This is a genomic window from Symbiopectobacterium purcellii (genome assembly GCF_052050035.1).
GTDB lineage: Bacteria > Pseudomonadota > Gammaproteobacteria > Enterobacterales > Enterobacteriaceae > Symbiopectobacterium > Symbiopectobacterium purcellii_A.
In genome coordinates this window covers 4,164,019-4,186,056 of record NZ_CP189882.1, presented here as the reverse complement: position 1 = coordinate 4,186,056, position 22,038 = coordinate 4,164,019, and the positions used below count along the sequence as shown (strand labels likewise).

Genomic DNA, 22,038 nt, shown 5'->3' with positions numbered 1-22,038 from the left:
AAGGGCTAATTTCAATTTTATTTCTGAGTGTCTACTATTCAGCCAAAAAGCCATTAAAACGGCAGTTTTTCCAACGATTCAAAGCCGAAACGCTGCAAAACAGGCCACAGGGTCGCTACTTTAGGCGTGATAGTCATGCAATAAGCCAGATTCTTTTCCGAGCTCAGAACCGGTGGCTGCTCCAGGTTAGCGAGATGCCATGCAGTTCTTCTGGCGATTGCCGCCCCGGAATCCACCAGCCGCGTGCCGTTTGGTAACACCAACTGCAACTCTTCAGCCAAAAGCGGGAAGTGCGTACAGCCAAGCACCACAGTATCCGGAGGCTCAGGCAATTTCAGCCAAGGGTGCAAAATTTGCTGCAACGCCAACAACGATACGTTATCCCCTTGCAACTTAGCCTCCGCAAGTTCCACCAACTCGGCCGACCCCAGCAGTAATATCTGGCAGTCTGTGGCAAAACGGGCAATCAGTTCGTGCGTGTAGGAGCGTTGCACCGTGGCGCGCGTCGCCAGAACACCGACGATACCGTTGCGTGTCAGCTTTGCGGCAGTCTTCACCGCTGGCACAACGCCGATTACCGGGAAGGTAAAACGCTCGCGCAATGCGGGCAGTGAAATGGTGCTTGCGGTGTTGCAGGCAATAACCACGGCGGCCAGTTGGTGGCGCTGTTGTACCGCAGAAACGATTTGAACCACACGCTCAACGATAAAGTCTTGCGGCTTCTCACCGTAGGGGAACGCTTCATTATCGAAGGCGTAGATATAATGAAGATCCGGCAGCAACTGCCGAATCTCGTTATACACAGATAACCCCCCCACGCCGGAGTCAAACACCAAAACCGTGGGGCGGGCGGGCAGGTTAGAAGGTGTAGCTTCCGTTGAGATAGTACTCTCTTCCTGCCGTTTGATAGCCATATGCTGTCTCGTACTCTTTATCAAACAGGTTGGCGATTCTACCACGAACTGTAAGATGAGAGGTGACAGGATATGATACAGCGAGGTCCCAGAGACTTACGCCGCCAATTTTGATGGTTTGGTAAGTCTTGTAGTCAGTATCGTAACGCTGACCGAGATACTGGTAACTCAATGACCAATCAAGATCAGCAACAGCCCAATCCAACTGATATAGCCAACCGACTTAAAAATGATTACATCCTATGCCCTGATATGCGGCAAAGAAGCATAGCTGGCTGTTATCAAAATAATGTCGCTTGGCTATACTTAACCTGTTGTTTAGCGAGACGTAATAGCACTTTATTTGTTTGGGTATTACGTGGGTCGAGGTAATCAAATGACACTTTATGAGCCAGAGGGCTTTGTTGAATAATTTAAGATACTGATTTATATAAGCATTATAAAATTTCAACGACTAATTTTTCCTCTCGGAATGCTTTTTATTGTGCTAACTATTTGATTTGTCGTTCTAACAAAATACATTCTCTGTAAATGCATTCTAACTAAAGAAGATGTAAATCAAACGGTTAAATTATTCAACAAAGCCGAGCCAGAGGGCCCGTTTCGAAGGATGCCGTTGCTTCTACACCTTTAATTCGAGCTTCTTGGATGTTGCTATAGTGGAGCGTTGAGTCAGTGTAAATCAGGTTATCAATATCATTACGTGTATTAGTCGCGACTTGATCTGACACATGACCTTGAAAGGTTGAGAGTTACCGGTTTTGATATGGGTGTCTAATCCTTAAACAAAACGCGAGGTAACTCTCATGCTTCATACTAACAATCACATCATCAAACACAAAGCCGGCCTGCTCAATCTCGCCGAAGAACTTGGTAACGTATCAAAAGCCTGCAAGATCATGGGCGTGTCGCGCGACACGTTTTACCGTTATCAGGAACTGGCTGCTGAAGGTGGCATCGATGCACTGGTTAACCAGAACCGCCGGGTTCCCAACCTGAAGAACTGTAGTGATTGAATAATCAGGACACTAAACTTACATCCAAAACGGAGGTGTTTAGTGAACCATAAACGACAATTTACCCCTGAGTTTAAAAAGGAAGCCGTTGCCCTGGTATAGCCAACCGACTTAAAAATGATTACATCCTATGCCCTGATATGCGGCAAAGAATCATAGCTGGCTGTTATCAAAATAATGTCGTTTGGCTATAACAGAGCAGGGCTATACTATAGCCAGGGCAGCAGCATCGCTGGGCATAAGCAACAAAACCCTGTATACATGGGTCTCGCTGGCACGCGAGCAGAGCAACGGCGTACTCAGCGATGATGAACGTGCAGAGTTAAAACGGTTACAAAAGGAAAACAAAGAGTTACGTACAGAGAAGGAGATACTAAAAAAGGCGAGTGCCTTCTTCGCGAAACATATGTCGTGAGATACCGGTTCATTCTCGACAATGCCACTGACTTCAGCGTTCGTACACTCTGTCGGGTCATGCGTGTGACGGCCTCTGCCTGGTATGCATGGCGAAAAAAGCCCGCCGAACCGCTGCAAAAAGACGTGGAGGTCCGGGTCAGGTTAAAGGCGCTGTTCGCCGCCAGCAGGCAGGGAGCAGGAAGCCGGACGCTGGTCAAAAGGCTTCGTGGAAAAGGCATCATAATCAGCCGCTGGCGGGTGAGGAAAATCATGCAGGAGCCCCATTCCCACTCGAAACGCAACAAAGTGACCCACTGGCCAGAGTCGGATAAAATCACCGTTCTGGCCCTACTGGAGATCCCGTTGCATGCAGGGAAAACATCTGACTCACAAAGAACGGTTCTACATCGAAAAGCGGCGTGGTGATGGGGTTAACCAGGCCACCATCGCCCGGGAACTGGAGCTTCCTCGTTCTACCATCAGCAGGGAACTCAGACGCAATACCGACGCCGCTTTCAACGGGGTCTATTCCTGCAGAAGGGCCGAAACGTTGGCCAGAGGGCGGCGGCAGAAAACACGGCCGGACAGCGTGATTAACCAGCTTGAACCGCACATTCAGGACTTTATCAGAACGGCGCTGTCTACCCACACCTCACCTGAGGTCATCAGTGGGCGCCTGGTCCTGGAATTTGGCCTGTCCGTCAGCAAGAACTCGCTCTATCGCTATATCCAGCAGGAGCGCCGGGCCGGCGGTGAGCTGTATCAGCAGCTCCCTCATCGGGGTAAACGGTATAACTATCAGACCGATGAGAACAAACGCGGTCCTATTCCCAACCGTGTTGGCATTGAGCAGCGGCCGGCCGTTGCTGACCTCAAGCAGGAACCCGGGCATTTCGAGATTGACACCATCTTTGGCAAAGATCAGAAATCATTCCTGCTGACGGTGGTCGATAAAGCCGTCAAGCTGGTCATCATTCGCAAACTGCCCAACAAGCGAGCAGAGACAGTGGTAGCGGCCTTCAGGGACATCGTTGCCAATACCTTCTGCGAGTTTAAAACCCTGACTGCTGACAACGGTTCTGAATTTTCCCAGCACGGGGAAATTACAAAAGTCACGGGGGCACCGGTCTACTTTGCCCGGCCATATCATTCCTGGGAACGCGGGTTGAATGAGCATACCAACGGGCTGATACGGCGTTTTTACCCGAAGGGAACGGACTTCAATTATGTCACCCATCGCAAGGTTGCAGCACTCGAACACCTGCTCAATACGCGAGGCCGAAAATCGCTGGGTTATCGTTCTCCAAATTAGGTATTTTTAACGCACTTACAGGCGGCATAATGCCCTACCGTTTTGTTGCGTTTCGACTGGGAATGGGGCGGAAGAGGGGCTGGTCTGCCGACAGCGCCGGACTTATAAGGTCACGACAAAACCCCGCCCGGGTGCAGAGGTGGCCCCAAACCTGCTGAACCAGAATTTTAACCCGCCGGGGCCAAATCAGGTGTGGGCGAGTGACATCACGTATCTGAAGACCGGTGAAGGCTTGCTGTATCTGGCGGCTATTATGGATTTGTACTCCCGGCAGATAGTGGGCTGGCAGGTGGACAGACGGATGACCTCATCGCTGGTCTGCGGGGCCCTGATGAAGGCATATAACCTGCGAACTCCCCCGCCGGGCCTGGTGGTGCATACGGACAGGGGGGCGCAGTACACGGGACAACGCTTTCAGGCGCTGCTGAGCAGCTACAGGCTGAGGAGCAGCTACAGGCTGAGGAGCAGCTACAGGCTGAGGAGCAGCTACAGGCTGAGGAGCAGCTACAGGCTGAGGAGCAGCTACAGGCTGAGGAGCAGCTACAGGCTGAGGAGCAGCTACAGGCTGAGGAGCAGTATGGGAGACGTGGGTGCCTGCTGGGATAATGCGGTGATGGAGCGCTTCTGGGGCAGTCTGAAACATGAATGGTTGCTGCTGGTACCCCAGCCAACACGGGCTTACATGGAGCAGGATGTGGCGACGTATATCCGCTACTACAACCTACACAGGCATCATGCCGCTAACGGGGATCTGTCTCCGGTGCGTTATGAACAAATGGCTGAGAAAAAAGTGTCCTGATTTACTTGACCAGTGCAAACCGCGCCGACGAAGCCACTGAACGCGCGGTTGTTGAATATGCCGTTGAGTTCCCGGCCCACGGGCAGCACCGGACCAGTAATGAGCTGCGTAAAAAAGGCGTATTTATCTCCGCCAGCGGCGTGCGGTCCATCTGGCAACGGCACGATCTGGAGAACTTCCGTAAACGCCTGAAGGCGCTTGAGGAAAAAGTTGCCAGAGAAGGCATCGTGCTTACCGATGTCCAAATCGCAGCGCTGGAGAAAAAGGCGCATGATGATGAGGCCAGCGGCGAAATCGAGACGGCTCATCCGGGTTATCTCGGGTCGCAGGACACCTTCTACGTTGGCAATCTGAAAGCGGTGGGCCGTATCTACCAGCAGACGTTCGTGGATACGTACTCGAAAGTGGCACACTGCAAGCTTTATACGAGTAAAACGCCGATCACTGCCGCCGACCTGCTAAATGATCGCGTACTGCCGTTCTACGAGGCTCAGGGACTGCCGATGCTGAGAATACTGACCGACAGGGGAACGGAGTACTGTGGTAAGGTGGGGCAGCATGATTACCAGCTGTATCTGGCCATCAACGATATCGACCATACAAAAACGAAGGCGATGTCTCCGCAAACGAACGGCATCTGCGAGCGCTTCCATAAAACGATTTTGCAGGATTTTTATCAGGTTACGTTCCGCAAGAAGTTATATGGGGACCTGGAGAGCCTGCAGGCAGATCTGGACAACTGGTTGTGGCATTACAATAATGAGCGAACTCATCAGGGAAAAATGTGCTGCGGGCGAACGCCAATGGCCACGTTACTTGATGGAAAACGGGTCTGGGCAGAAAAGGATCTGAACCGGATGTAATCTGACAGACACCTGTATAAATAACCGGTAACTGTCAGATCAGGTCTGAGCTAGTACATATAGCTAAACGACTTAATTTTGATTACATTATTTAAATGAGCTATTCAATTGATTTTAGACGTAAAGTGATATCTACACGGAAAAACGAAGGGTTGAGTATCCGAGAAACAGCGAAGCAATTTCGGATTGGCCCTGCCTCTGTATCGCGTTGGATTAATCAAATAGAGTCAAAAGCATCGACCACGCGTCAGCGAAAGATCGATAAATCCGAGTTGATAAAAGATGTTGAACAATATCCAGATGCTTACCAAAAAGAACGTGCAGAGCGTTTTGGCGTTTGTCAGAAGGCCATTTGGCAAGCGCTTAAAAAGCTGGGATTGACCTATAAAAAAACTCTACGTCATCCGAAAGCCGACGAAAACGCCCGGCAGGGATTTCAACAAAAAAAACAACAGTATGAAAAAGAAGGTAAACCTATTGTTTTTATTGATGAAAGTGGTTTTTCACACGATGCCCCACGGACTCACGGCTATTCCCCAAAAGGTCAACGTTGTTTTGGCCTGAAGAACTGGGGAGCTAGGGGAAGAACAAATGTTATCGGCGCTTTATTAGGCACAACGCTGTTTGCTATCGGATTATTTGATATCAATATTAACAGCGATGTTTTCTATGCCTGGGTCACACAAGTCCTTATCCCAGTACTCCCTAAAAACAGTGTAATCATGATGGACAATGCCACTTTTCACAAAAAACATAATATTCAACAAGTCATCATCGATGCAGGGTATATGGTGGAGTATTTGCCTACATATTCGCCAGATCTTAACCCAATTGAGCATAAATGGGCACAAGCAAAAAGCAAAAAGCAAAAAAAGAGAGATGGGTTGCGATACAGAGAGTTTGTTCTCAGTCCATATGGTGTAATCAAAATTAAGTCGCTTGGCTATACCAGACTGATTCAAACGTATACCGTCGATTAAAATCAGAGCATGGTTAGAATTGGTGCCACGAATAAACATAGAACTCATTTGCCCCAACCCACCATTCTGCCCAATATCCACCCCCGGCAAACGGCGCATCACGTCAGTCAAGCTCTTCGCCTGCCAGCGGTCAATATCTTCGCGAGTCACCACTGTTGTAGGCGCCAACACCGTATTAACCGGCTGTTGAAAACGGTTAGCGGTAACCACCATGGTGTTGTTGTCAGTTTGCTGTGCCCAGCCAGAAAAAGCCGTGACAGAGAGCGCCGCCAGCAGCGATAATTTTTTATAAGACATGTAGTTAGCATCCAAATCACATTGCGGATGCCGCATTACCACAATCGATAGCTCGCGACGATCGTGAACATTGCGACGTAAACCGGCAGGTCTTCGGGCTCGAGTGACATTGCTGTTGCAATCAGAAACGACGACTTCCCACCCGCAGGCAGTGTCTGCATTTAATGCTGTCGTTTCCCTTCCCCTTACCGCTGCGCGTCAGCTCCAGATTTTCACTAAACTAGTTGCTGAATAGAGACTTGCATTTTTTGTCAGGCTATTGAGAATAAAAAGAGGTTTAACTTAGAGAATAAAGGTTTGAAATGATCAACAAAGAGCGGTTGTTACGAGATAATCGTTTATGTAAAGCAATCATTGGATTATCAGTCGAAGAATTGAAAAATTTAGCCGCTGAATTTTCAGCTTGTTATTTGATTTATCGGAAAAAGAATCGAAAAGATCACGAGCGGCAGATGGGTGCAGGGCAGAAAGGATTTATCCCAACCCCATTAGATAAACTGCTTTTTATTTTATTGTATTTAAAATGTTATCCGACCTATGATTTGCAAGGACTTCTTTTTGGTTTAGATAGAACACGGGTATGTCGCTGGGTAAAAATATTATTGCCGGTTTTAGAGATGACCTTTGGGCGAGAATGTGTTTTGCCCGCTCGTCAAATTCGCTCTGCTGAGGAATTTTTTCGCGCCTTTCCTGGAGTTAAAGACGTCTTTATTGATGGGACAGAGCGACCTGTCCAAAAGCCTAAGAATCTGCGTCGGCGAAAAAAAATGTATTCGGGAAAGAAAAGACAGACCACTCGAAAAGGGCTTATTATGACTGACGAAACAAGGCAAATTGGATTTATAGCCAACCGACTTAAAAATGATTACATCCTATGCCCTGATATGCGGCAAAGAAGCATAGCTGGCTGTTATCAAAATAATGTCGCTTGGCTATATCCCCATGAGCAAAAATGGGCGCCGTCACGATAAACGCTTACTCGATAAAGTCGATATAATTCGCCATATTCCTCCTGAGGTAACCATCTGGGCAGATACCGGTTTTCAAGGTATAGATAAACAGCATCCTAATACACAAATCCCAAAAAAAGGAACTCGAAAAAGACCTTTATCGCCTGAACAAAAACAAGAAAATAAAATAATCTCGGGCATCCGTATTACAGTTGAACACGCCATCGCGGGTATCAAGCGCCTCGGTTGCATGACCCAAATTTGAGTCTGTAAAGAATTTTGTGTAAATGGCTCCATTGCTTAACCGGAGATTCGTTCTCCATACATCAACATGAATTGGCTCATAGCAGGTTTCCAGTCTCTGATTGGCAAGGTCCATTTAGCAGAGATATTATGCAAGGCTAGATAGAGTAATTTTATCACCGAGTCATCCGTTGGAAATATTCGTCGCGTTTTCGTTATCTTGCGCAATGAAGCATTTAACGACTCTATCGCGTTGGTGGTGTAGATAACCTTGCGGATCTCCGGCGGAAAGTCAAAAATGACGATGAGACGTTCCCAATTATAGCCAACCGACTTAAAAATGATTACATCCTATGCCCTGATATGCGGCAAAGAAGCATAGCTGGCTGTTATCAAAATAATGTCGCTTGGCTATATTTCTACACGACGGGCTGATCGTCGGGAACTGCTCATCCCATTTGGCCGCGAAGGCATCCAGGGCCTCTTCAGCGCCCTCTAGCGTTGCGGAACTATAGATGGTGCGCAGGTCAGCAGCAACGGCCTTACGCTCTTTCCAGCCGACGTAGCGCAGCGAGTTCCGCACCTGATGCACAATGCAGAGCTGTACCCGCGTATGCGGGTAAACAGCTTCAATGGCATCAGGAAAGCCTTTCAGGCCATCGCAGCAGGCGACGAAGATGTCCTTTAGCCCACGATTTTTCAGTTCTGTCATCACAGATAACCAGAACTTGGCCCCCTCAGTTTTGGCTATCCATAGCCCCAGCAGCTATTTTTCGCCCTGGCCGTTGACGCCGAGGGCCAGATAAACAGACTTGTTGGCCACGGCTCCGCCGTCCTGGCTTTTGACAACAATACAGTCAAGGTAAACAATGGGATAAAGCGCATCCAGCGGCCGTTGCTGCCAGCGCTTAACGTCATCCATGGCTTTGTTGAATAATTTAAGATACTGATTTATATAAGCATTATAAAATTTCAACGACTAATTTTTCCTCTCGGAATGCTTTTTATTGTGCTAACTATTTGATTTGTCGTTCTAACAAAATACATTCTCTGTAAATGCATTCTAACTAAAGAAGATGTAAATCAAACGGTTAAATTATTCAACAAAGCCGTCATCCATCACAGCATTGGTCACTTGAGAAATGAAGCCAGCGGAAACATCGACCCCGTAGACTTCTTTAAAGTGTGCCTGAATATCACGGGTTGATAACCCTCTGGAATATAGAAAGCGTGTTGCTTAATAGTGAAATAAGGGTGTTTCGGTGATTGAAGTAAATTTTACGCTGTTCTGAGATGGAAATTCCAAAGACCGGCGCTAAGGAGTAAGAAGGTATCATCAATAAAGGGTCTACGATTCCGTAAAATTTGGGTCATGCAACCGAGGCGCTTGATACCCGCGATGGCGTGTTCAACTGTAATACGGATGCCCGAGATTATTTTATTTTCTTGTTTTTGTTCAGGCGATAAAGGTCTTTTTCGAGTTCCTTTTTTTAGGATTTGTGTATTAGGATGCTGTTTATCTATACCTTGAAAACCGGTATCTGCCCAGATGGTTATAGCTAAACGACTTAATTTTGATTACATTATTTAAATGAGCTATTCAATTGATTTTAGACGTAAAGTGATATCTACACGGAAAAACGAAGGGTTGAGTATCCGAGAAACAGCGAAGCAATTTCGGATTGGCCCTGCCTCTGTATCGCGTTGGATTAATCAAATAGAGTCAAAAGCAGGCTTTGTTGAATAATTTAACATGCTGATTTACATAATTATTATAACACTTCAACAACTAAGTTTTCCAGCCGTAATGCTTTTTATTGTGCTAACTACTTGATTTGTCGTTCTAACAAAATACAGTCTCTGTACATGCATTCTACCTAAAGAAGATGTAAATCAAACGGTTAAATTATTCAACAAAGCCTCAAAAGCATCGACCACGCGTCAGCGAAAGATCGATAAATCCGAGTTGATAAAAGATGTTGAACAATATCCAGATGCTTACCAAAAAGAACGTGCAGAGCGTTTTGGCGTTTGTCAGAAGGCCATTTGGCAAGCGCTTAAAAAGCTGGGATTGACCTATAAAAAAAAACGCTACGTCATCCGAAAGCCGACGAAAACGCCCGGCAGGGATTTCAACAAAAAAAACAACAGTATGAAAAAGAAGGTAAACCTATTGTTTTTATTGATGAAAGTGGTTTTTCACACGATACCCCACGGACTCACGGCTATTCCCCAAAAGGTCAACGGTGTTTTGGCCTGAAGAACTGGGGAGCTAGGGGAAGAACAAATGTTATCGGCGCTTTATTAGGCACAACGCTGTTTGCTATCGGATTATTTGATATCAATATTAACAGCGATGTTTTCTATGCCTGGGTCACACAAGTCCTTATCCCAGTACTCCCTAAAAACAGTGTAATCATGATGGACAATGCCACTTTTCACAAAAAACATAATATTCAACAAGTCATCATCGATGCAGGGTATATGGTGGAGTATTTGCCTACATATTCGCCAGATCTTAACCCAATTGAGCATAAATGGGCACAAGCAAAAAGCAAAAAAAGAGAGATGGGTTGCGATACAGAGAGTTTGTTCTCAGTCCATATGGTGTAATCAAAATTAAGTCGCTTGGCTATACCTCAGGAGGAATATGGCGAATTATATCGACTTTATCGAGTAAGCGTTTATCGTGACGGCGCCCATTTTTGCTCATGGGGATAAATCCAATTTGCCTTGTTTCGTCAGTCATAATAAGCCCTTTTCGAGTGGTCTGTCTTTTCTTTCCCGAATACATTTTTTTTCGCCGACGCAGATTCTTAGGCTTTTGGACAGGTCGCTCTGTCCCATCAATAAAGACGTCTTTAACTCCAGGAAAGGCGCAAAAAAATTCCTCAGCAGAGCGAATTTGACGAGCGGGCAAAACACACTCTCGCCCCAAGGTCATCTCTAAAACCGGCAATAATATTTTTACCCAGCGACATACCCGTGTTCTATCTAAACCAAAAAGAAGTCCTTGCAAATCATAGGTCGGATAACATTTTAAATACAATAAAATAAAAAGCAGTTTATCTAATGGGGTTGGGATAAATCCTTTCTGCCCTGCACCCATCTGCCGCTCGTGATCTTTTCGATTCTTTTTCCGATAAATCAAATAACAAGCTGAAAATTCAGCGGCTAAATTTTTCAATTCTTCGACTGATAATCGGCTTTGTTGAATAAATCAGAATTAGCCGACAGGATGACTCCCTCTGCTACACCTGTTATCCTATCCTGACGCTGTGTGGCATACCCAACAACGTCATACGGTTCAGCGCTTTGACCATCGCTATGGCTTCACCTACTTGAGCCTCATAGTCACGCAGGCTCAGATGGCCACCCAGCAAAGTTTTTATGCGGAACATCGCTGTTTCTGCCACTGAACGCCGGTGATAACCCACTTTCTTTTTCCACATATCATTACTCCCGCTCAGACGCTGATTCGCCACCGCATGGTTACGTTCATGGTACTTGTCCGGCCAGTATTTGGCTCCGCTTCGCGGCGGGATAAGGGGCCTGATTTTCTTTCTTAGCAACGCATCGTGGCAGTAACGGGCGTCATAAGCACCGTCTGCTGACACTTCCCTGATTTTTCGGTGGGTTTGGTTAATCAGGCACGGCAGTGCCTGCGCATCTGTCGTTCCGCTGAGCGATAAGTCGGCACAGATAATCTCATGCGTCGCACTGTCTGCTGCCAGATGAAGCTTGCGCCACACTCTTCGTCTGTCAGCCCCATGCTGCCTGACTTTCCATTCACCTTCGCCAAAGACCTTCAGACCGGTACTGTCGATGACCAGATGCGAGATTTCACCACGCGTTGGCGTTTTTATGCTGATACTGACGGTTTGTGCCCGCCGACTGACCAGAGAGTAGTCCGGGCAGCGCAGTGGCAGGTTCATCAGTGTAAAAACCGAGTCGACAAAGCCCTGTAATGCCCGGAGCGACAGGTTAAACACGCGCTTTATCATCAAAACCGTGGTAACAGCCATATCGGTGTAGTAAAGCGGCCGACCACGACCTTCAGGCGAAGAACTGTCAGTCCATGCAGCGATGGCCGACTCATCAAGCCAGACCGTCAGGGAGCCGCGTTGTCTGAGTGCTTTGTTGTAGGTGGGCCAGTTGGTGATTTTAAACTTTTGCTTTGCCATGGGGAGCTGCTATCGGGAGCGATGATAGTGCTTTGATCCGGCGATCCCCTGAAAGTTCGATTTATTCAACAAAGCCCTGATAATCCAATGATTGCTTTACATAAACGATTATCTCGTAACAACCGCTCTTTGTTGATCATTTCAAACCTTTATTCTCTAAGTTAAACCTCTTTTTATTCTCAATAGCATGACAAAAAATGCAAGTCTCTATTCAGCAACTAGTTTAGAGAAATAATGCGGTCATCGAAGCCGTTAAGCTGTTTTTCGTTCTTACCGATCAGTGTCGGCTCGAAGGTACTGTTGCGGTCGCGCGGAATATCGAGCTCGATCTCCCCATTTTGGCTACGTACGCTCTTGGATGTCTTGCCATTGCGGGAGTTGCCTGAATGATTACCTGCCGGGTCATGCTTAGCATACCCAAGGTGCATCTCCATCTCAGCTTCAAGAACCCGTTCCGCCAGTCTTTTAGTCAGCACCTTGAGTAGGCCTGATTCACCCAGCAGATCCTGAGGGGAGTGACAATCTTGAAGCAGTTGGTCAATAAGTTCGTTGCTGATAGGCATTTTGTTATCCTTTGAAGGTTTTCCTCAAAATGCAATTTACACAGATTATTTTACAGTCTCAAATTTTACGGAATCGTAGACTCTTTATTGATGATACCTTCTTACTCCTTAGCGCCGGTCTTTGGAATTTCCATCTCAGAACAGCGTAAAATTTACTTCAATCACCGAAACACCCTTATTTCACTATTAAGCAACACGCTTACTGGATTCCCTTTTAACTCACACTGCTTCAGCACACAGTGCAATACCGGCACGCTATGCTACGATAGCCGCTTACGGATATCTAGACTTCCGCGATGCGAGATTATTATCGCAGCAACAACGCTGGACATCCCTTCGATATGCCCTACAATGCCGGCCAGTAAACTTCTTTTCATCGTTTTGAAGCCGAGAACACCATGACGCCAGAGAACCTGCCCATCGAACAGTATGACGACCTGCTTGCGGAAAAGACGGAACGTCTACGGCAGATGATGGTGCCCTTTACTGCGCCAGAGCCAGAGGTGTTCCGTTCCCCTGAGAGTCATTACCGCATGCGGGCCGAATTTCGCATGTGGCACGAAGGTGACGATCTCTACCACATCATGTTCGATCAGCAGACCAAACAGCGGGTCAGGGTCGATCAATTCCCTGTGGCCAGTGCGTTGATTAATCGACTCATGCCCATTCTGATCGATGCACTACGCAACGATGTGATACTGCGTCACAAGCTGTTTCAGATTGACTATCTGTCGACGATGAGCGGTGAAGTCGTGGTGACATTTATCTACCACAAAGCGTTAGATGACGCGTGGCAACAACAGGCGCGCGCGCTGCGCGATACACTGCGCGCTCAGGGGTTCGCTCTGCAACTGATTGGCCGGGCAACAAAAACTAAAATCTGTCTCGACAGAGATTATGTGGATGAACGCCTACCCGTCGCCGGGCGTGAGATTATCTACCGTCAGGTGGCAAACAGCTTTACCCAGCCCAATGCCGCCATCAATATCCAAATGCTGGAGTGGGCGCTGAAGGCTACTGCAGGCTCAAAAGGCGATCTGCTCGAGCTTTATTGCGGTAATGGCAACTTCTCATTGGCCTTGGCACGTAATTTCAATCGTGTATTAGCCACCGAAATCGCCAAACCGTCCGTCGCCGCGGCACAATTCAACATCGCCGCGAACCAGATTGATAACGTGCAGATTATTCGCATGTCGGCAGAAGAATTCACCCAAGCGCTACAGGGTCAGCGTGAATTTACCCGTTTGCAGGGTATCGATTTGTCCGAATATCAGTGCGACACCATTTTTGTCGATCCACCCCGTAGCGGCCTGGACGACCAAACGCTGTCCATGGTGCAGGGTTACTCGCACATCCTCTACATCTCCTGCAACCCGGAAACCCTGTGCAACAACCTGACCCAACTCACGACGACGCACCGTATCACTCGTCTGGCGCTGTTCGATCAGTTTCCCTATACCCATCATATTGAATGCGGCGTGCTGTTAGAGAAGAAGGCGTAACCGTTTTCTTCATCGCGAAAACGTGACCATCAGGATGCAGGCGCGTTGTCTACCGGGAGGCGCTTTTTAAGCCGCAAGCCAATCCAGAACACCAACACGACACACAGTAACGAAGGCAGGAAGTTGGAGCCAATCTGTGGGTATTCAACGCGAACCAATGCGCTATACAGCAGCAGCCCCAGTAAAAAGCAGGCGGCGGCCAGCAGCGGTATGCCTTCAGGCATCTCAATATTGAGGTAACGCTGGTGCAGGCAGTAAACCGAAAGCACCAGCGCAACCAGCGGAAAGACGGAAAAGGGCACGATTGAACTGAACAAGGAGGCAAATGAACCATTGACCGATAAACCTGCGATCAATGCCAAAACCAGGGTGCCTTTTTATTGATGAGGGTATTTTGTCATGATGTCTCCCGTAGTTTTATAGCCAAGCGACTTAATTTTGATTACACCATATGGACTGAGAACAAACTCTCTGTATCGCAACCCATCTCTCTTTTTTTGCTTTTTGCTTGTGCCCATTTATGCTCAATTGGGTTAAGATCTGGCGAATATGTAGGCAAATACTCCACCATATACCCTGCATCGATGATGACTTGTTGAATATTATGTTTTTTGTGAAAAGTGGCATTGTCCATCATGATTACACTGTTTTTAGGGAGTACTGGGATAAGGACTTGTGTGACCCAGGCATAGAAAACATCGCTGTTAATATTGATATCAAATAATCCGATAGCAAACAGCGTTGTGCCTAATAAAGCGCCGATAACATTTGTTCTTCCCCTAGCTCCCCAGTTCTTCAGGCCAAAACACCGTTGACCTTTTGGGGAATAGCCGTGAGTCCGTGGGGTATCGTGTGAAAAACCACTTTCATCAATAAAAACAATAGGTTTACCTTCTTTTTCATACTGTTGTTTTTTTTGTTGAAATCCCTGCCGGGCGTTTTCGTCGGCTTTCGGATGACGTAGCGTTTTTTTTTATAGGTCAATCCCAGCTTTTTAAGCGCTTGCCAAATGGCCTTCTGACAAACGCCAAAACGCTCTGCACGTTCTTTTTGGTAAGCATCTGGATATTGTTCAACATCTTTTATCAACTCGGATTTATCGATCTTTCGCTGACGCGTGGTCGATGCTTTTGACTCTATTTGATTAATCCAACGCGATACAGAGGCAGGGCCAATCCGAAATTGCTTCGCTGTTTCTCGGATACTCAACCCTTCGTTTTTCCGTGTAGATATCACTTTACGTCTAAAATCAATTGAATAGCTCATTTAAATAATGTAATCAAAATTAAGTCGTTTAGCTATAAACACTCAAGTGTTTTAAACACTCAGGAACACGATGAGACGCCTACCGCATACCGCCTTAACAGAGGGAAACGTCACCTCAGGCTCGCTGCTACACGTCAGAAGTATTCACTTCCTTCTCATGTTACTTTCTGTACCAGTAGTAAGCCCCTTTGGCAATCAGGCGTAATTGCAGCACCAGACGTTCTTCCAATTGCCGCCGTTGTTCAAGCCCAACGTCCAACGCCTCTGCGCCAGCGCTAAACACAATCGTGACCATCGCTTCAGACTGGGCCTCCGCAAATTCACGCGGGATATGATTTTCCACTTCAAGATAGTCCGCCAGTTCCGCAATAAAATGCTGGATTTCACGGGCAACAGCAGCACGAAACGCGGCGGAGGTGCCCGAACGTTCACGCAGCAACAGGCGGAACGCATTGGGGTTATTGCCAATGAACTCCATAAAGGTGGCGACCGATGTACGAATAACGCTACCGCTTTTGGCAATGCGTTGGCGTGCCTGTCGCATCAGTTGACGCAACATCAGGCCGCTTTCATCGACCATGCTCAAACCCAATTCATCGACATCGCGGAAGTGGCGATAAAAAGAGGTGGGAGCGATGCCCGCCTCACGCGCGACCTCACGCAAGCTCAGGCTGGCGAAACTCCGTTCGGCGCTGAGTTGACTGAAAGCAGCTTCGATTAAGGAACGGCGAGTGCGTTCTTTTTGTTGTGCTCTGACACCCATATTTTGTGTTCCGACACACATATTCAGCTGACACCATCCGCGTTCCTCTCCAGAAAAGCACTATAGCAAACTTTACTTGCGACATACTGAGACAAAGTTTGCCATATTGAAAATGAGACAGACGATTGTCATACCAGCAACAGGGATAAATTGGGTTATGAACGCGGCAGTGTTACAATAGCGTTATCGGCTTGTATAAAAACAGGATTACCCTACCATGACACAGCAAGCACAGATTCAGCAACCGTTTGATTATGATGCCATCATCATTGGTTCCGGCCCAGGCGGCGAAGGGGCCGCGATGGGGCTGGTCAAGCAAGGTGCCAGAGTGGCCGTCATCGAGCGATATAACAACGTCGGCGGCGGATGCACGCACTGGGGAACCATCCCCTCCAAAGCTTTGCGCCATGCTGTCAGCCGCATCATCGAATTTAACCAGAACCCGCTGTATAGCGATAATGCACGCCCTATTCGCTCCTCGTTCTCCGATATCCTACGCCACGCCGACAGCGTCATCGGCCAGCAAACCCGTATGCGCCAGGGTTTTTACGAACGTAACCATTGCGAAATATTTTCAGGTGAAGCGCATTTCATCGATGAACACACGGTTGCCGTGCAGTATCCCGATAATATGCAAGATACGCTCACCGCCGCCCACATTATCATTGCCACGGGCTCGCGCCCCTACCACCCGGCAAATGTAGACTTTGCACATCCCCGTATTTACGACAGCGATTCCATTCTGGAACTGGATCACGAACCCCAGCACGTGATCATTTATGGCGCAGGCGTGATTGGCTGCGAATATGCCTCAATCTTTCGTGGTCTGAGCGTAAAAGTGGATCTGATCAACACCCGCGATCGCCTGCTGGCGTTTCTCGATCAGGAAATGTCTGACGCCTTGTCCTACCATTTTTGGAACAATGGCGTAGTAATTCGTCATAACGAAGAGTTCGAATCGATCGAGGGTACCGCTGACGGCGTCATTGTTCATCTTAAATCCGGTAAAAAGATGAAGGCCGACTGCTTGCTGTACGCCAATGGGCGCACCGGCAACACGGAGATGTTAGGGCTGGAAAAAATCGGTTTGGTGCACGATGGGCGCGGCCAGTTGAAAGTCAACAGCATGTACCAAACCGCGCTGGCACACATTTACGCGGTGGGCGACGTTATCGGCTATCCCAGCCTGGCTTCAGCGGCCTACGATCAGGGACGATTGGCGGCGCAAGCCATCGTCAAAGGCGATGCCAGTGCACACCTTATCGAAGATATCCCGACAGGGATCTATACCATTCCGGAAATCAGCTCCGTAGGAAAAACCGAGCAGGAGCTTACGGCAATGAAAGTGCCTTATGAGGTTGGGCGCGCGCAGTTCAAGCATCTGGCGCGGGCGCAAATCGTTGGCATGAACGTGGGGAGCCTGAAGATTCTTTTCCACCGAGAAACCAGGCAAATTCTCGGTATTCACTGCTTTGGCGAGCGTGCGGCAGAAATCATTCACATCGGCCAGGCCATCATGGAGCAAAAAGGCGAAGGGAATACTATCGAATATTTCGTTAATACAACCTTTAATTACCCAACGATGGCCGAAGCTTACCGGGTGGCTGCACTTAATGGATTAAACCGCCTGTTTTAATGCGCTGTCCAAATAGTGCTGCATATGTTCCCGCACAGCGTCCGCCAATTGTTCATAGCGACCGCGCAGTGGCGATCCCGGGCGGTACACCAGCGCGACAGTTCGCTTCGGCTCCGGCTTGTAGCACGGTAAATAACAAACACCATCACGCTGGCGCTCATGAGGCACCGCCAGCGAAGGCAACAAGGTGATCCCACTGCCGGCGGCGACCATGTTGCGCAGCGTTTCCAGGCTGGTGGCACGAAAATGCGTATCTTCATCTGCCCCGGCCTGGAAGCAGAACCCCAATGCCTGATCGCGCAGGCAATGCCCGTCTTCCAGCATCAGCAGTTTTTCACCGGCCAGATCGGACATGGCAACACGCTCACGGTTTGCCCACGGATGATCATGATAAATCGCCAGCTTCATGGGTTCATCAAACAGTGGGACTTCGATAAATGCTTCCGATTCCTTGACCATCGCGAGAATGGCGCAGTCCAGCTTGCCGCTATCCAGATGTGCCAGTAGCTGATGCGTCTGAGCTTCGTGCAGGTACATTTCCAGCTTAGGGAACGTGCGGTGCAGCATGGGAATGATATTCGGCAGCAGATAAGGACCAACGGTGGGGATCAGCCCAATATGCAGCGGGCCAGACATGGTCTCTCCCTGTTGGCTCGCCATCTCTTTAAGCACTTTGACTTCGCGCAGCACGGTTCTTGCCTGTTCGACCAGTAGCAAGCCAGCCTGAGTAAACAACACTTTTCTGCTGGTGCGTTCCAATAACATCACGCCCAGTTCATCTTCCAGTTTACGAATTTGACCGCTGAGCGTCGGTTGGCTGACATGGCAAGAGTCCGCTGCACGCCGAAAATGACGGTGTTCAGCTAACGCCACCAGATACTCTAGATCCCGAATGTTCATTTATCATTATCCTTAACACGATAGCCAAAAACGATAGGTGGGATACCAATCAATGGTAACACCTATCAACAAAGAAAACGTTTGTTTCCCGACAACAACGGTATCTTATCGGTTAAAAAATATAACCAGCGACGGCGTTAAGAAAATGAAATTTGTTTCACTATTGAAATTTTATAAGACCTTCAATGCTGGATAGTCATAAGATGCCAAATATTAAAAACACACAAAGCCGACACACTTTACCGAGGTAGTGGTAATAACATAGCGCATCAATAATGACATAATTATTTTACCCTGCAACATATCAATGAAGCTTGAATAAAAAGTGGAATCGGGCCAGCGAGTGACCCACATCAGTAGCGAAATTTAGTGCTCCCTCAGCGTCAATCGGGTTAAAGTCCGGAAAAGACCGCAAACTGAGAAAGAATACTAGGCTGTGTCCCTTAATTGCTTGAGCTATAGTATCCATCTGTTTCTAAGACACTTTGGATTATGGCTCGCTACGATCTTTCTGATGAAGCATGGGCAATCATTGAGCGCTTGTTACCAACCGTTTTGACATCTCCGCAGGCAGGCCGGCCATGGGCAGAACATCGCAAAATCGTCAACGGCATGTTCTGGATACTGTGTTCAGGTGCCCCATGGCGTGATTTACCTGAACGTTACGGCCCATGGAAAACCGTTTATAACCGTTTCAATAGATGGTCAAAGTCTGGAGTTATTAACATTATTTTTAATAGGTTACTTTCATTTCTTGATGCTCATGGACTTGTTGACTGGTCAGCCATTGCGCTGGATGGCAGAATATCCGTGCGCTCAAATGTGCGGCTGGCGCTCAAAAAAACATCCCGATATTACCAACGATAACAGCCTGGGTCGCTCACGAGGTGGTTATGGCACCAAAATCCACATGGCGGCTGACGGAAGCGGCATCCCGCTAAATATCGTACTGAGTGCTGGGCAGGCTCACGAAAGCCTGTTCGCGTTACGACTCCTGGACGGCATTGGCGTGCAACGGCAGAACGGTAGCATGAAGCGTCGTGGTCATGCGGTACTGGCTGACAAAGCCTACTCTGGCAATGCACTCCGTAACAAGTTGAAAAGAAAAGGGATAAGAGCGGTTATTCCCCGAAAATCAAATGAAAAACTGGCTTCAGATGGACGCTCACAACTTTATCGTGATGCTTATCGCCGTCGCAACGTTGTAGAAAGATGTTTTGGCCGTTTAAAGGAATATAGACGGATTGCCACACGTTATGAAAAAACGGCAAGAAACTATCTAGCAATGGTGAAACTGGGCTGCATCCGCTTGTTTTACGCCCGGTTACGTAATTAAGGGACACAGCCTAATGAAAATATACCAGCAAGGGAGATGTCACTACTCACGTTTACCGGCAGATAAACATGTCAGCAACGGTGATATCAATGATATCATCATAAGGTTATGGCGCGTTAAATCAATGCCTGATAATCCCCCAGCATTGCGCACTAAGCGAAAACAAGAACTGGAATCCATATTAAAAGATACGCGGAGATGTTTAGAGATTATTATCAATAATCCTCAAAAACATAACTTCAGTAAAATTCCTCGTCTGGACAAACTAGAGGAAAAAACCTATGGCTATATTCTTAATGAGCGAGCCAAAGACTACGATACAGAATCGGATTCTGAGATGTCAGCCTATGAATCAGAGCCGGAGCCCGATCGCAGGGAGCACCCGACAACCAGCAAAGCAATAGGGGGAAAAAAAGGAAAAGAAAAACGCACTAAATGACAGTGGTAACGGTTACGCACTGCCATGATATACCCATCATACTTCAAGCTGCAGGCGCGTTGGCTGCACGCATTCACCCGAATCACTTACCTGAGTAAGCTCATCGGGATTCATTCGCTTGCCGCCTTCCTACAACTCGAATTGTTTAGGGTATAGCTTTTGATCAGTTAACGGCAGGTCTTACACCCAGTGTATGGCAAATCGCATAACTCAACTCCGCACGGTTGAGCGTATAGAAGTGGAAATCTTTCACACCCTCACGGCTGAGGATTTTCACCATGTCCATGGCGATGGCTGCCCCCACCATTTTGCGGGTGTCAGCATCGTTATCCAGCCCATCAAACATTGCCGTCATCCAGTTCGGCACGCGCACGTTCGTCATGGTGGCGAAGCGTTGTAACTGTTTGAAGTTGGAAACCGGCAGAATGCCCGGCACAATCTCCACATCAATGCCCGTGGCAACGCAACGATCGCGAAAACGTAAATAGCTTTCGACATCGAAAAAGAACTGTGTGATGGCACGATTGGCCCCCGCATCAATCTTTTTCTTCAGGTTAATCAGATCGGCCTGCGCGCTTTTGGCCTCTGGGTGAACTTCCGGATAAGCCGCGACCGAGATATCAAAATCACCGACGCTTTTCAGCAGGCTCACCAAATCGGCGGCATACATGTCCGGTTTGCCCCCTTGCGGCGGTAAATCCCCACGCAGCGCTACAATATGGCGAATACCGCTCTGCCAGTAATCCTGTGCTATTTCAATCAGTTGCTCGCGATAAGCATCAATACAAGTCAGGTGCGGCGCAGCTTCCAGCCCGGTACGCTCTTTGATCGTCTTGATAATGCTGTGAGTGCGGTCACGTTCGCCAGAGTTTGCACCGTAGGTAACAGAAACAAACTTGGGTTTCAGGTTGCTCAGGCGGTCAATTGAGTTCCACAGCGTTTCTTCCATTTCACTGGTTTTCGGCGGGAAAAATTCAAAGGAAACATTGATTTGCCCTTGGAGCTCCGCCAGGCGGCGATTCAGCGCTTCCCGCTGGTTTGCGTGAAAAAAACTCATACCCTTGCCACCCTTGTCGTCACGTTACCGTCATAATTTATCGAACATCTATACGTTTAGACGTCTATATAGAAAATGACGAAATCTCAACCAAGAGTCAACGAATTTCGTTTAAAAGCTGTTGATGATTATTCAAGGTAAATGAATTTTTTTCATCATACTGTCCCACCCCGTGTTACAGGGCGGGAATGTCGTTGAAATGTACCGTATGCCCCTGCGCCGTTACCCAGAAAATAGCGTACTGCGGCGTTTCCTGGCTGATGTCAAAACCGGGGACAAAACGCAGTGCAGACTGGTGGTTGGTACCGCGCACCGTAGTAAAGGTGATACCGCGCCAGTTACCGCTGGCAGGACGGTGCACATGAAGCGTGTTGCTTAATAGTGAAATAAGGGTGTTTCGGTGATTGAAGTAAATTTTACGCTGTTCTGAGATGGAAATTCCAAAGACCGGCGCTAAGGAGTAAGAAGGTATCATCAATAAAGGGTCTACGATTCCGTAAAATTTGGGTCATGCAACCGAGGCGCTTGATACCCGCGATGGCGTGTTCAACTGTAATACGGATGCCCGAGATTATTTTATTTTCTTGTTTTTGTTCAGGCGATAAGAGACTGTAAAATAATC

21 protein-coding genes, 13 pseudogenes and 1 riboswitch are annotated in these 22,038 nt (G+C 47.8%); of the genes and pseudogenes, 17 read left to right on the top strand and 17 right to left on the bottom strand.

Annotation, left to right across the window (positions count from 1 at the left end):
* Positions 1–53: 53 nt before the first annotated feature.
* Together murI and ACQGXV_RS28520 are read right to left on the bottom strand one after the other, a co-directional pair.
* Positions 54–914: a glutamate racemase gene (murI, locus tag ACQGXV_RS28525; protein ID WP_440863919.1), complete on the bottom strand. Its 861-nt coding sequence runs from the start codon at positions 912–914 to the stop codon at positions 54–56.
* Positions 859–1,312 (bottom strand): annotated as a pseudogene (locus ACQGXV_RS28520) (TonB-dependent receptor domain-containing protein); the annotation flags it as partial. The pseudogene ACQGXV_RS28520 and the gene murI, both read right to left, overlap by 56 nt.
* Positions 1,313–1,720: 408 nt before the next feature.
* Between ACQGXV_RS28520 and ACQGXV_RS28515 the strand changes: the two are divergent.
* The 8 genes and pseudogenes from ACQGXV_RS28515 to ACQGXV_RS28480 form a co-directional block, all read left to right on the top strand.
* Positions 1,721–1,927: pseudogene (locus tag ACQGXV_RS28515) on the top strand (helix-turn-helix domain-containing protein); the annotation flags it as partial.
* Between the two features lie 187 nt (positions 1,928–2,114).
* Positions 2,115–2,345, top strand: coding sequence for a transposase (locus tag ACQGXV_RS28510; protein WP_440863917.1), 231 nt, complete (start codon positions 2,115–2,117; stop codon positions 2,343–2,345).
* 59 nt (positions 2,346–2,404) lie between these two features.
* Complete coding sequence (locus ACQGXV_RS28505) at positions 2,405–2,752, top strand: hypothetical protein (RefSeq protein ID WP_440863915.1); 348 nt, start codon at positions 2,405–2,407, stop codon at positions 2,750–2,752.
* Positions 2,694–3,638 carry an IS30 family transposase gene (locus ACQGXV_RS28500; RefSeq protein ID WP_440863913.1) on the top strand — a complete coding sequence of 315 codons (945 nt, stop codon included), beginning with the start codon at positions 2,694–2,696 and terminating at the stop codon, positions 3,636–3,638. The genes ACQGXV_RS28505 and ACQGXV_RS28500 overlap by 59 nt, the downstream gene beginning before the upstream one ends.
* A gap of 79 nt (positions 3,639–3,717) precedes the next feature.
* Positions 3,718–4,080: pseudogene (locus tag ACQGXV_RS28495) on the top strand (DDE-type integrase/transposase/recombinase); the annotation flags it as partial.
* 102 nt (positions 4,081–4,182) lie between these two features.
* Positions 4,183–4,437, top strand: a pseudogene (locus tag ACQGXV_RS28490) (integrase core domain-containing protein); the annotation flags it as partial.
* 17 nt (positions 4,438–4,454) lie between these two features.
* A pseudogene (locus ACQGXV_RS28485) lies at positions 4,455–5,300 on the top strand (IS481 family transposase); the annotation flags it as partial.
* Between the two features lie 95 nt (positions 5,301–5,395).
* The gene (locus ACQGXV_RS28480; protein ID WP_440863911.1) at positions 5,396–6,280 is read left to right on the top strand and encodes an IS630 family transposase; all 885 of its coding nucleotides are present in this window, start codon (positions 5,396–5,398) and stop codon (positions 6,278–6,280) included.
* Here ACQGXV_RS28480 and ACQGXV_RS28475 read toward each other — a convergent pair.
* Positions 6,265–6,577: pseudogene (locus tag ACQGXV_RS28475) on the bottom strand (TonB-dependent receptor plug domain-containing protein); the annotation flags it as partial. The gene ACQGXV_RS28480 and the pseudogene ACQGXV_RS28475 sit on opposite strands and share 16 nt — an antisense overlap.
* A gap of 90 nt (positions 6,578–6,667) precedes the next feature.
* Positions 6,668–6,797: riboswitch (cobalamin riboswitch) on the bottom strand.
* An 82-nt stretch (positions 6,798–6,879) separates the two neighbouring features.
* Between ACQGXV_RS28475 and ACQGXV_RS28470 the strand changes: the two are divergent.
* Both ACQGXV_RS28470 and ACQGXV_RS28465 read left to right on the top strand, forming a co-directional pair.
* The gene (locus ACQGXV_RS28470) at positions 6,880–7,548 is read left to right on the top strand and encodes a transposase family protein (protein WP_440863909.1); all 669 of its coding nucleotides are present in this window, start codon (positions 6,880–6,882) and stop codon (positions 7,546–7,548) included.
* On the top strand, positions 7,499–7,792 hold the full coding sequence (locus tag ACQGXV_RS28465) for a transposase family protein (protein ID WP_440863907.1): 294 nt from the start codon (positions 7,499–7,501) through the stop codon (positions 7,790–7,792). Before ACQGXV_RS28470 ends, ACQGXV_RS28465 begins: the two co-directional genes overlap by 50 nt.
* A 35-nt stretch (positions 7,793–7,827) precedes the next feature.
* Here the strand turns inward: ACQGXV_RS28465 and ACQGXV_RS28460 are convergent.
* The 3 genes and pseudogenes from ACQGXV_RS28460 to ACQGXV_RS28450 all read right to left on the bottom strand — a co-directional run.
* Positions 7,828–8,692, bottom strand: a pseudogene (locus ACQGXV_RS28460) (IS256 family transposase); the annotation flags it as partial.
* 198 nt (positions 8,693–8,890) lie between these two features.
* Positions 8,891–8,995, bottom strand: a pseudogene (locus tag ACQGXV_RS28455) (transposase); the annotation flags it as partial.
* 53 nt (positions 8,996–9,048) lie between these two features.
* Positions 9,049–9,321 carry a transposase family protein gene (locus tag ACQGXV_RS28450; protein WP_440867660.1) on the bottom strand — a complete coding sequence of 91 codons (273 nt, stop codon included), beginning with the start codon at positions 9,319–9,321 and terminating at the stop codon, positions 9,049–9,051.
* Positions 9,322–9,361: 40 nt separating this feature from the next.
* Here ACQGXV_RS28450 and ACQGXV_RS28445 point away from each other — a divergent pair, with 40 nt between their 5' ends.
* The 3 genes and pseudogenes from ACQGXV_RS28445 to ACQGXV_RS28435 form a co-directional block, all read left to right on the top strand.
* On the top strand, positions 9,362–9,517 hold the full coding sequence (locus ACQGXV_RS28445; RefSeq protein WP_440863905.1) for a helix-turn-helix domain-containing protein: 156 nt from the start codon (positions 9,362–9,364) through the stop codon (positions 9,515–9,517).
* Positions 9,518–9,640: 123 nt separating this feature from the next.
* The gene (locus ACQGXV_RS28440; RefSeq protein WP_440867659.1) at positions 9,641–10,030 is read left to right on the top strand and encodes an IS630 transposase-related protein; all 390 of its coding nucleotides are present in this window, start codon (positions 9,641–9,643) and stop codon (positions 10,028–10,030) included.
* Positions 9,916–10,383 (top strand): annotated as a pseudogene (locus ACQGXV_RS28435) (IS630 family transposase); the annotation flags it as partial. The gene ACQGXV_RS28440 and the pseudogene ACQGXV_RS28435, both read left to right, overlap by 115 nt.
* 19 nt (positions 10,384–10,402) lie before the next feature.
* On the opposite strand, the gene ACQGXV_RS28430 reads toward ACQGXV_RS28435, so the two are convergent.
* From ACQGXV_RS28430 to ACQGXV_RS28420, 3 genes and pseudogenes are all read right to left on the bottom strand, one after another.
* Positions 10,403–10,957 carry a transposase family protein gene (locus tag ACQGXV_RS28430; protein WP_440863903.1) on the bottom strand — a complete coding sequence of 185 codons (555 nt, stop codon included), beginning with the start codon at positions 10,955–10,957 and terminating at the stop codon, positions 10,403–10,405.
* A 73-nt stretch (positions 10,958–11,030) separates the two neighbouring features.
* The gene (locus tag ACQGXV_RS28425) at positions 11,031–11,954 is read right to left on the bottom strand and encodes an IS5 family transposase (protein WP_440863818.1); all 924 of its coding nucleotides are present in this window, start codon (positions 11,952–11,954) and stop codon (positions 11,031–11,033) included.
* Between the two features lie 224 nt (positions 11,955–12,178).
* Positions 12,179–12,517, bottom strand: a pseudogene (locus ACQGXV_RS28420) (transposase); the annotation flags it as partial.
* Positions 12,518–12,915: 398 nt separating this feature from the next.
* Between ACQGXV_RS28420 and trmA the strand changes: the two are divergent.
* Entirely contained in the window at positions 12,916–14,019 is a 1,104-nt protein-coding gene (gene trmA / locus ACQGXV_RS28415; protein ID WP_440863901.1) for a tRNA (uridine(54)-C5)-methyltransferase TrmA, read from the top strand.
* Positions 14,020–14,048: 29 nt separating this feature from the next.
* Here trmA and ACQGXV_RS28410 read toward each other — a convergent pair whose 3' ends face one another.
* The 4 genes and pseudogenes from ACQGXV_RS28410 to fabR form a co-directional block, all read right to left on the bottom strand.
* On the bottom strand, positions 14,049–14,387 hold the full coding sequence (locus ACQGXV_RS28410; protein WP_440867658.1) for a YijD family membrane protein: 339 nt from the start codon (positions 14,385–14,387) through the stop codon (positions 14,049–14,051).
* A 74-nt stretch (positions 14,388–14,461) separates the two neighbouring features.
* A pseudogene (locus ACQGXV_RS28405) lies at positions 14,462–14,929 on the bottom strand (IS630 family transposase); the annotation flags it as partial.
* Complete coding sequence (locus ACQGXV_RS28400) at positions 14,815–15,285, bottom strand: IS630 transposase-related protein (protein WP_440863899.1); 471 nt, start codon at positions 15,283–15,285, stop codon at positions 14,815–14,817. The gene ACQGXV_RS28400 and the pseudogene ACQGXV_RS28405, both read right to left, overlap by 115 nt.
* A gap of 160 nt (positions 15,286–15,445) precedes the next feature.
* Complete coding sequence (gene fabR, locus ACQGXV_RS28395; protein ID WP_440863897.1) at positions 15,446–16,048, bottom strand: HTH-type transcriptional repressor FabR; 603 nt, start codon at positions 16,046–16,048, stop codon at positions 15,446–15,448.
* Between the two features lie 217 nt (positions 16,049–16,265).
* Between fabR and sthA the strand changes: the two genes are divergently transcribed.
* Positions 16,266–17,684 (top strand): Si-specific NAD(P)(+) transhydrogenase, encoded by a 1,419-nt coding sequence (sthA, locus tag ACQGXV_RS28390; RefSeq protein WP_440863895.1) that lies wholly within the window; start codon positions 16,266–16,268, stop codon positions 17,682–17,684.
* Here sthA and oxyR read toward each other — a convergent pair.
* Positions 17,667–18,584: a DNA-binding transcriptional regulator OxyR gene (oxyR, locus tag ACQGXV_RS28385; protein WP_440863893.1), complete on the bottom strand. Its 918-nt coding sequence runs from the start codon at positions 18,582–18,584 to the stop codon at positions 17,667–17,669. The two genes, sthA and oxyR, sit on opposite strands and share 18 nt — an antisense overlap.
* 492 nt (positions 18,585–19,076) lie before the next feature.
* On the opposite strand from oxyR, the pseudogene ACQGXV_RS28380 reads away from it, so the two are divergent.
* Positions 19,077–19,920 (top strand): annotated as a pseudogene (locus tag ACQGXV_RS28380) (IS5 family transposase).
* Between the two features lie 13 nt (positions 19,921–19,933).
* On the top strand, positions 19,934–20,359 hold the full coding sequence (locus tag ACQGXV_RS28375; RefSeq protein WP_440863891.1) for a hypothetical protein: 426 nt from the start codon (positions 19,934–19,936) through the stop codon (positions 20,357–20,359).
* 163 nt (positions 20,360–20,522) lie between these two features.
* On the opposite strand, the gene metF is transcribed toward ACQGXV_RS28375, so the two are convergent.
* The 3 genes and pseudogenes from metF to ACQGXV_RS28360 form a co-directional block, all read right to left on the bottom strand.
* The gene (gene metF, locus ACQGXV_RS28370) at positions 20,523–21,416 is read right to left on the bottom strand and encodes a methylenetetrahydrofolate reductase (RefSeq protein ID WP_440863889.1); all 894 of its coding nucleotides are present in this window, start codon (positions 21,414–21,416) and stop codon (positions 20,523–20,525) included.
* Between the two features lie 175 nt (positions 21,417–21,591).
* Entirely contained in the window at positions 21,592–21,777 is a 186-nt protein-coding gene (locus ACQGXV_RS28365; protein ID WP_440863887.1) for a hypothetical protein, read from the bottom strand.
* Between the two features lie 55 nt (positions 21,778–21,832).
* Positions 21,833–22,009: pseudogene (locus ACQGXV_RS28360) on the bottom strand (hypothetical protein); the annotation flags it as partial.
* Between the last annotated feature and the right edge of the window lie 29 nt (positions 22,010–22,038).

Coding starts and splice junctions, on each gene's coding strand:
- murI (WP_440863919.1), bottom strand. CDS start 914: ATGGCTATCAAACGGCAGGAAGAGAGTACTATCTCAACGGAAGCTACA.
- ACQGXV_RS28505 (WP_440863915.1), top strand. CDS start 2,405: ATGCGTGTGACGGCCTCTGCCTGGTATGCATGGCGAAAAAAGCCCGCC.
- ACQGXV_RS28500 (WP_440863913.1), top strand. CDS start 2,694: ATGCAGGGAAAACATCTGACTCACAAAGAACGGTTCTACATCGAAAAG.
- ACQGXV_RS28480 (WP_440863911.1), top strand. CDS start 5,396: ATGAGCTATTCAATTGATTTTAGACGTAAAGTGATATCTACACGGAAA.
- ACQGXV_RS28470 (WP_440863909.1), top strand. CDS start 6,880: ATGATCAACAAAGAGCGGTTGTTACGAGATAATCGTTTATGTAAAGCA.
- ACQGXV_RS28465 (WP_440863907.1), top strand. CDS start 7,499: ATGTCGCTTGGCTATATCCCCATGAGCAAAAATGGGCGCCGTCACGAT.
- ACQGXV_RS28445 (WP_440863905.1), top strand. CDS start 9,362: ATGAGCTATTCAATTGATTTTAGACGTAAAGTGATATCTACACGGAAA.
- ACQGXV_RS28425 (WP_440863818.1), bottom strand. CDS start 11,954: ATGGCAAAGCAAAAGTTTAAAATCACCAACTGGCCCACCTACAACAAA.
- trmA (WP_440863901.1), top strand. CDS start 12,916: ATGACGCCAGAGAACCTGCCCATCGAACAGTATGACGACCTGCTTGCG.
- ACQGXV_RS28400 (WP_440863899.1), bottom strand. CDS start 15,285: ATGAGCTATTCAATTGATTTTAGACGTAAAGTGATATCTACACGGAAA.
- fabR (WP_440863897.1), bottom strand. CDS start 16,048: ATGGGTGTCAGAGCACAACAAAAAGAACGCACTCGCCGTTCCTTAATC.
- sthA (WP_440863895.1), top strand. CDS start 16,266: ATGACACAGCAAGCACAGATTCAGCAACCGTTTGATTATGATGCCATC.
- oxyR (WP_440863893.1), bottom strand. CDS start 18,584: ATGAACATTCGGGATCTAGAGTATCTGGTGGCGTTAGCTGAACACCGT.
- ACQGXV_RS28375 (WP_440863891.1), top strand. CDS start 19,934: ATGAAAATATACCAGCAAGGGAGATGTCACTACTCACGTTTACCGGCA.
- metF (WP_440863889.1), bottom strand. CDS start 21,416: ATGAGTTTTTTTCACGCAAACCAGCGGGAAGCGCTGAATCGCCGCCTG.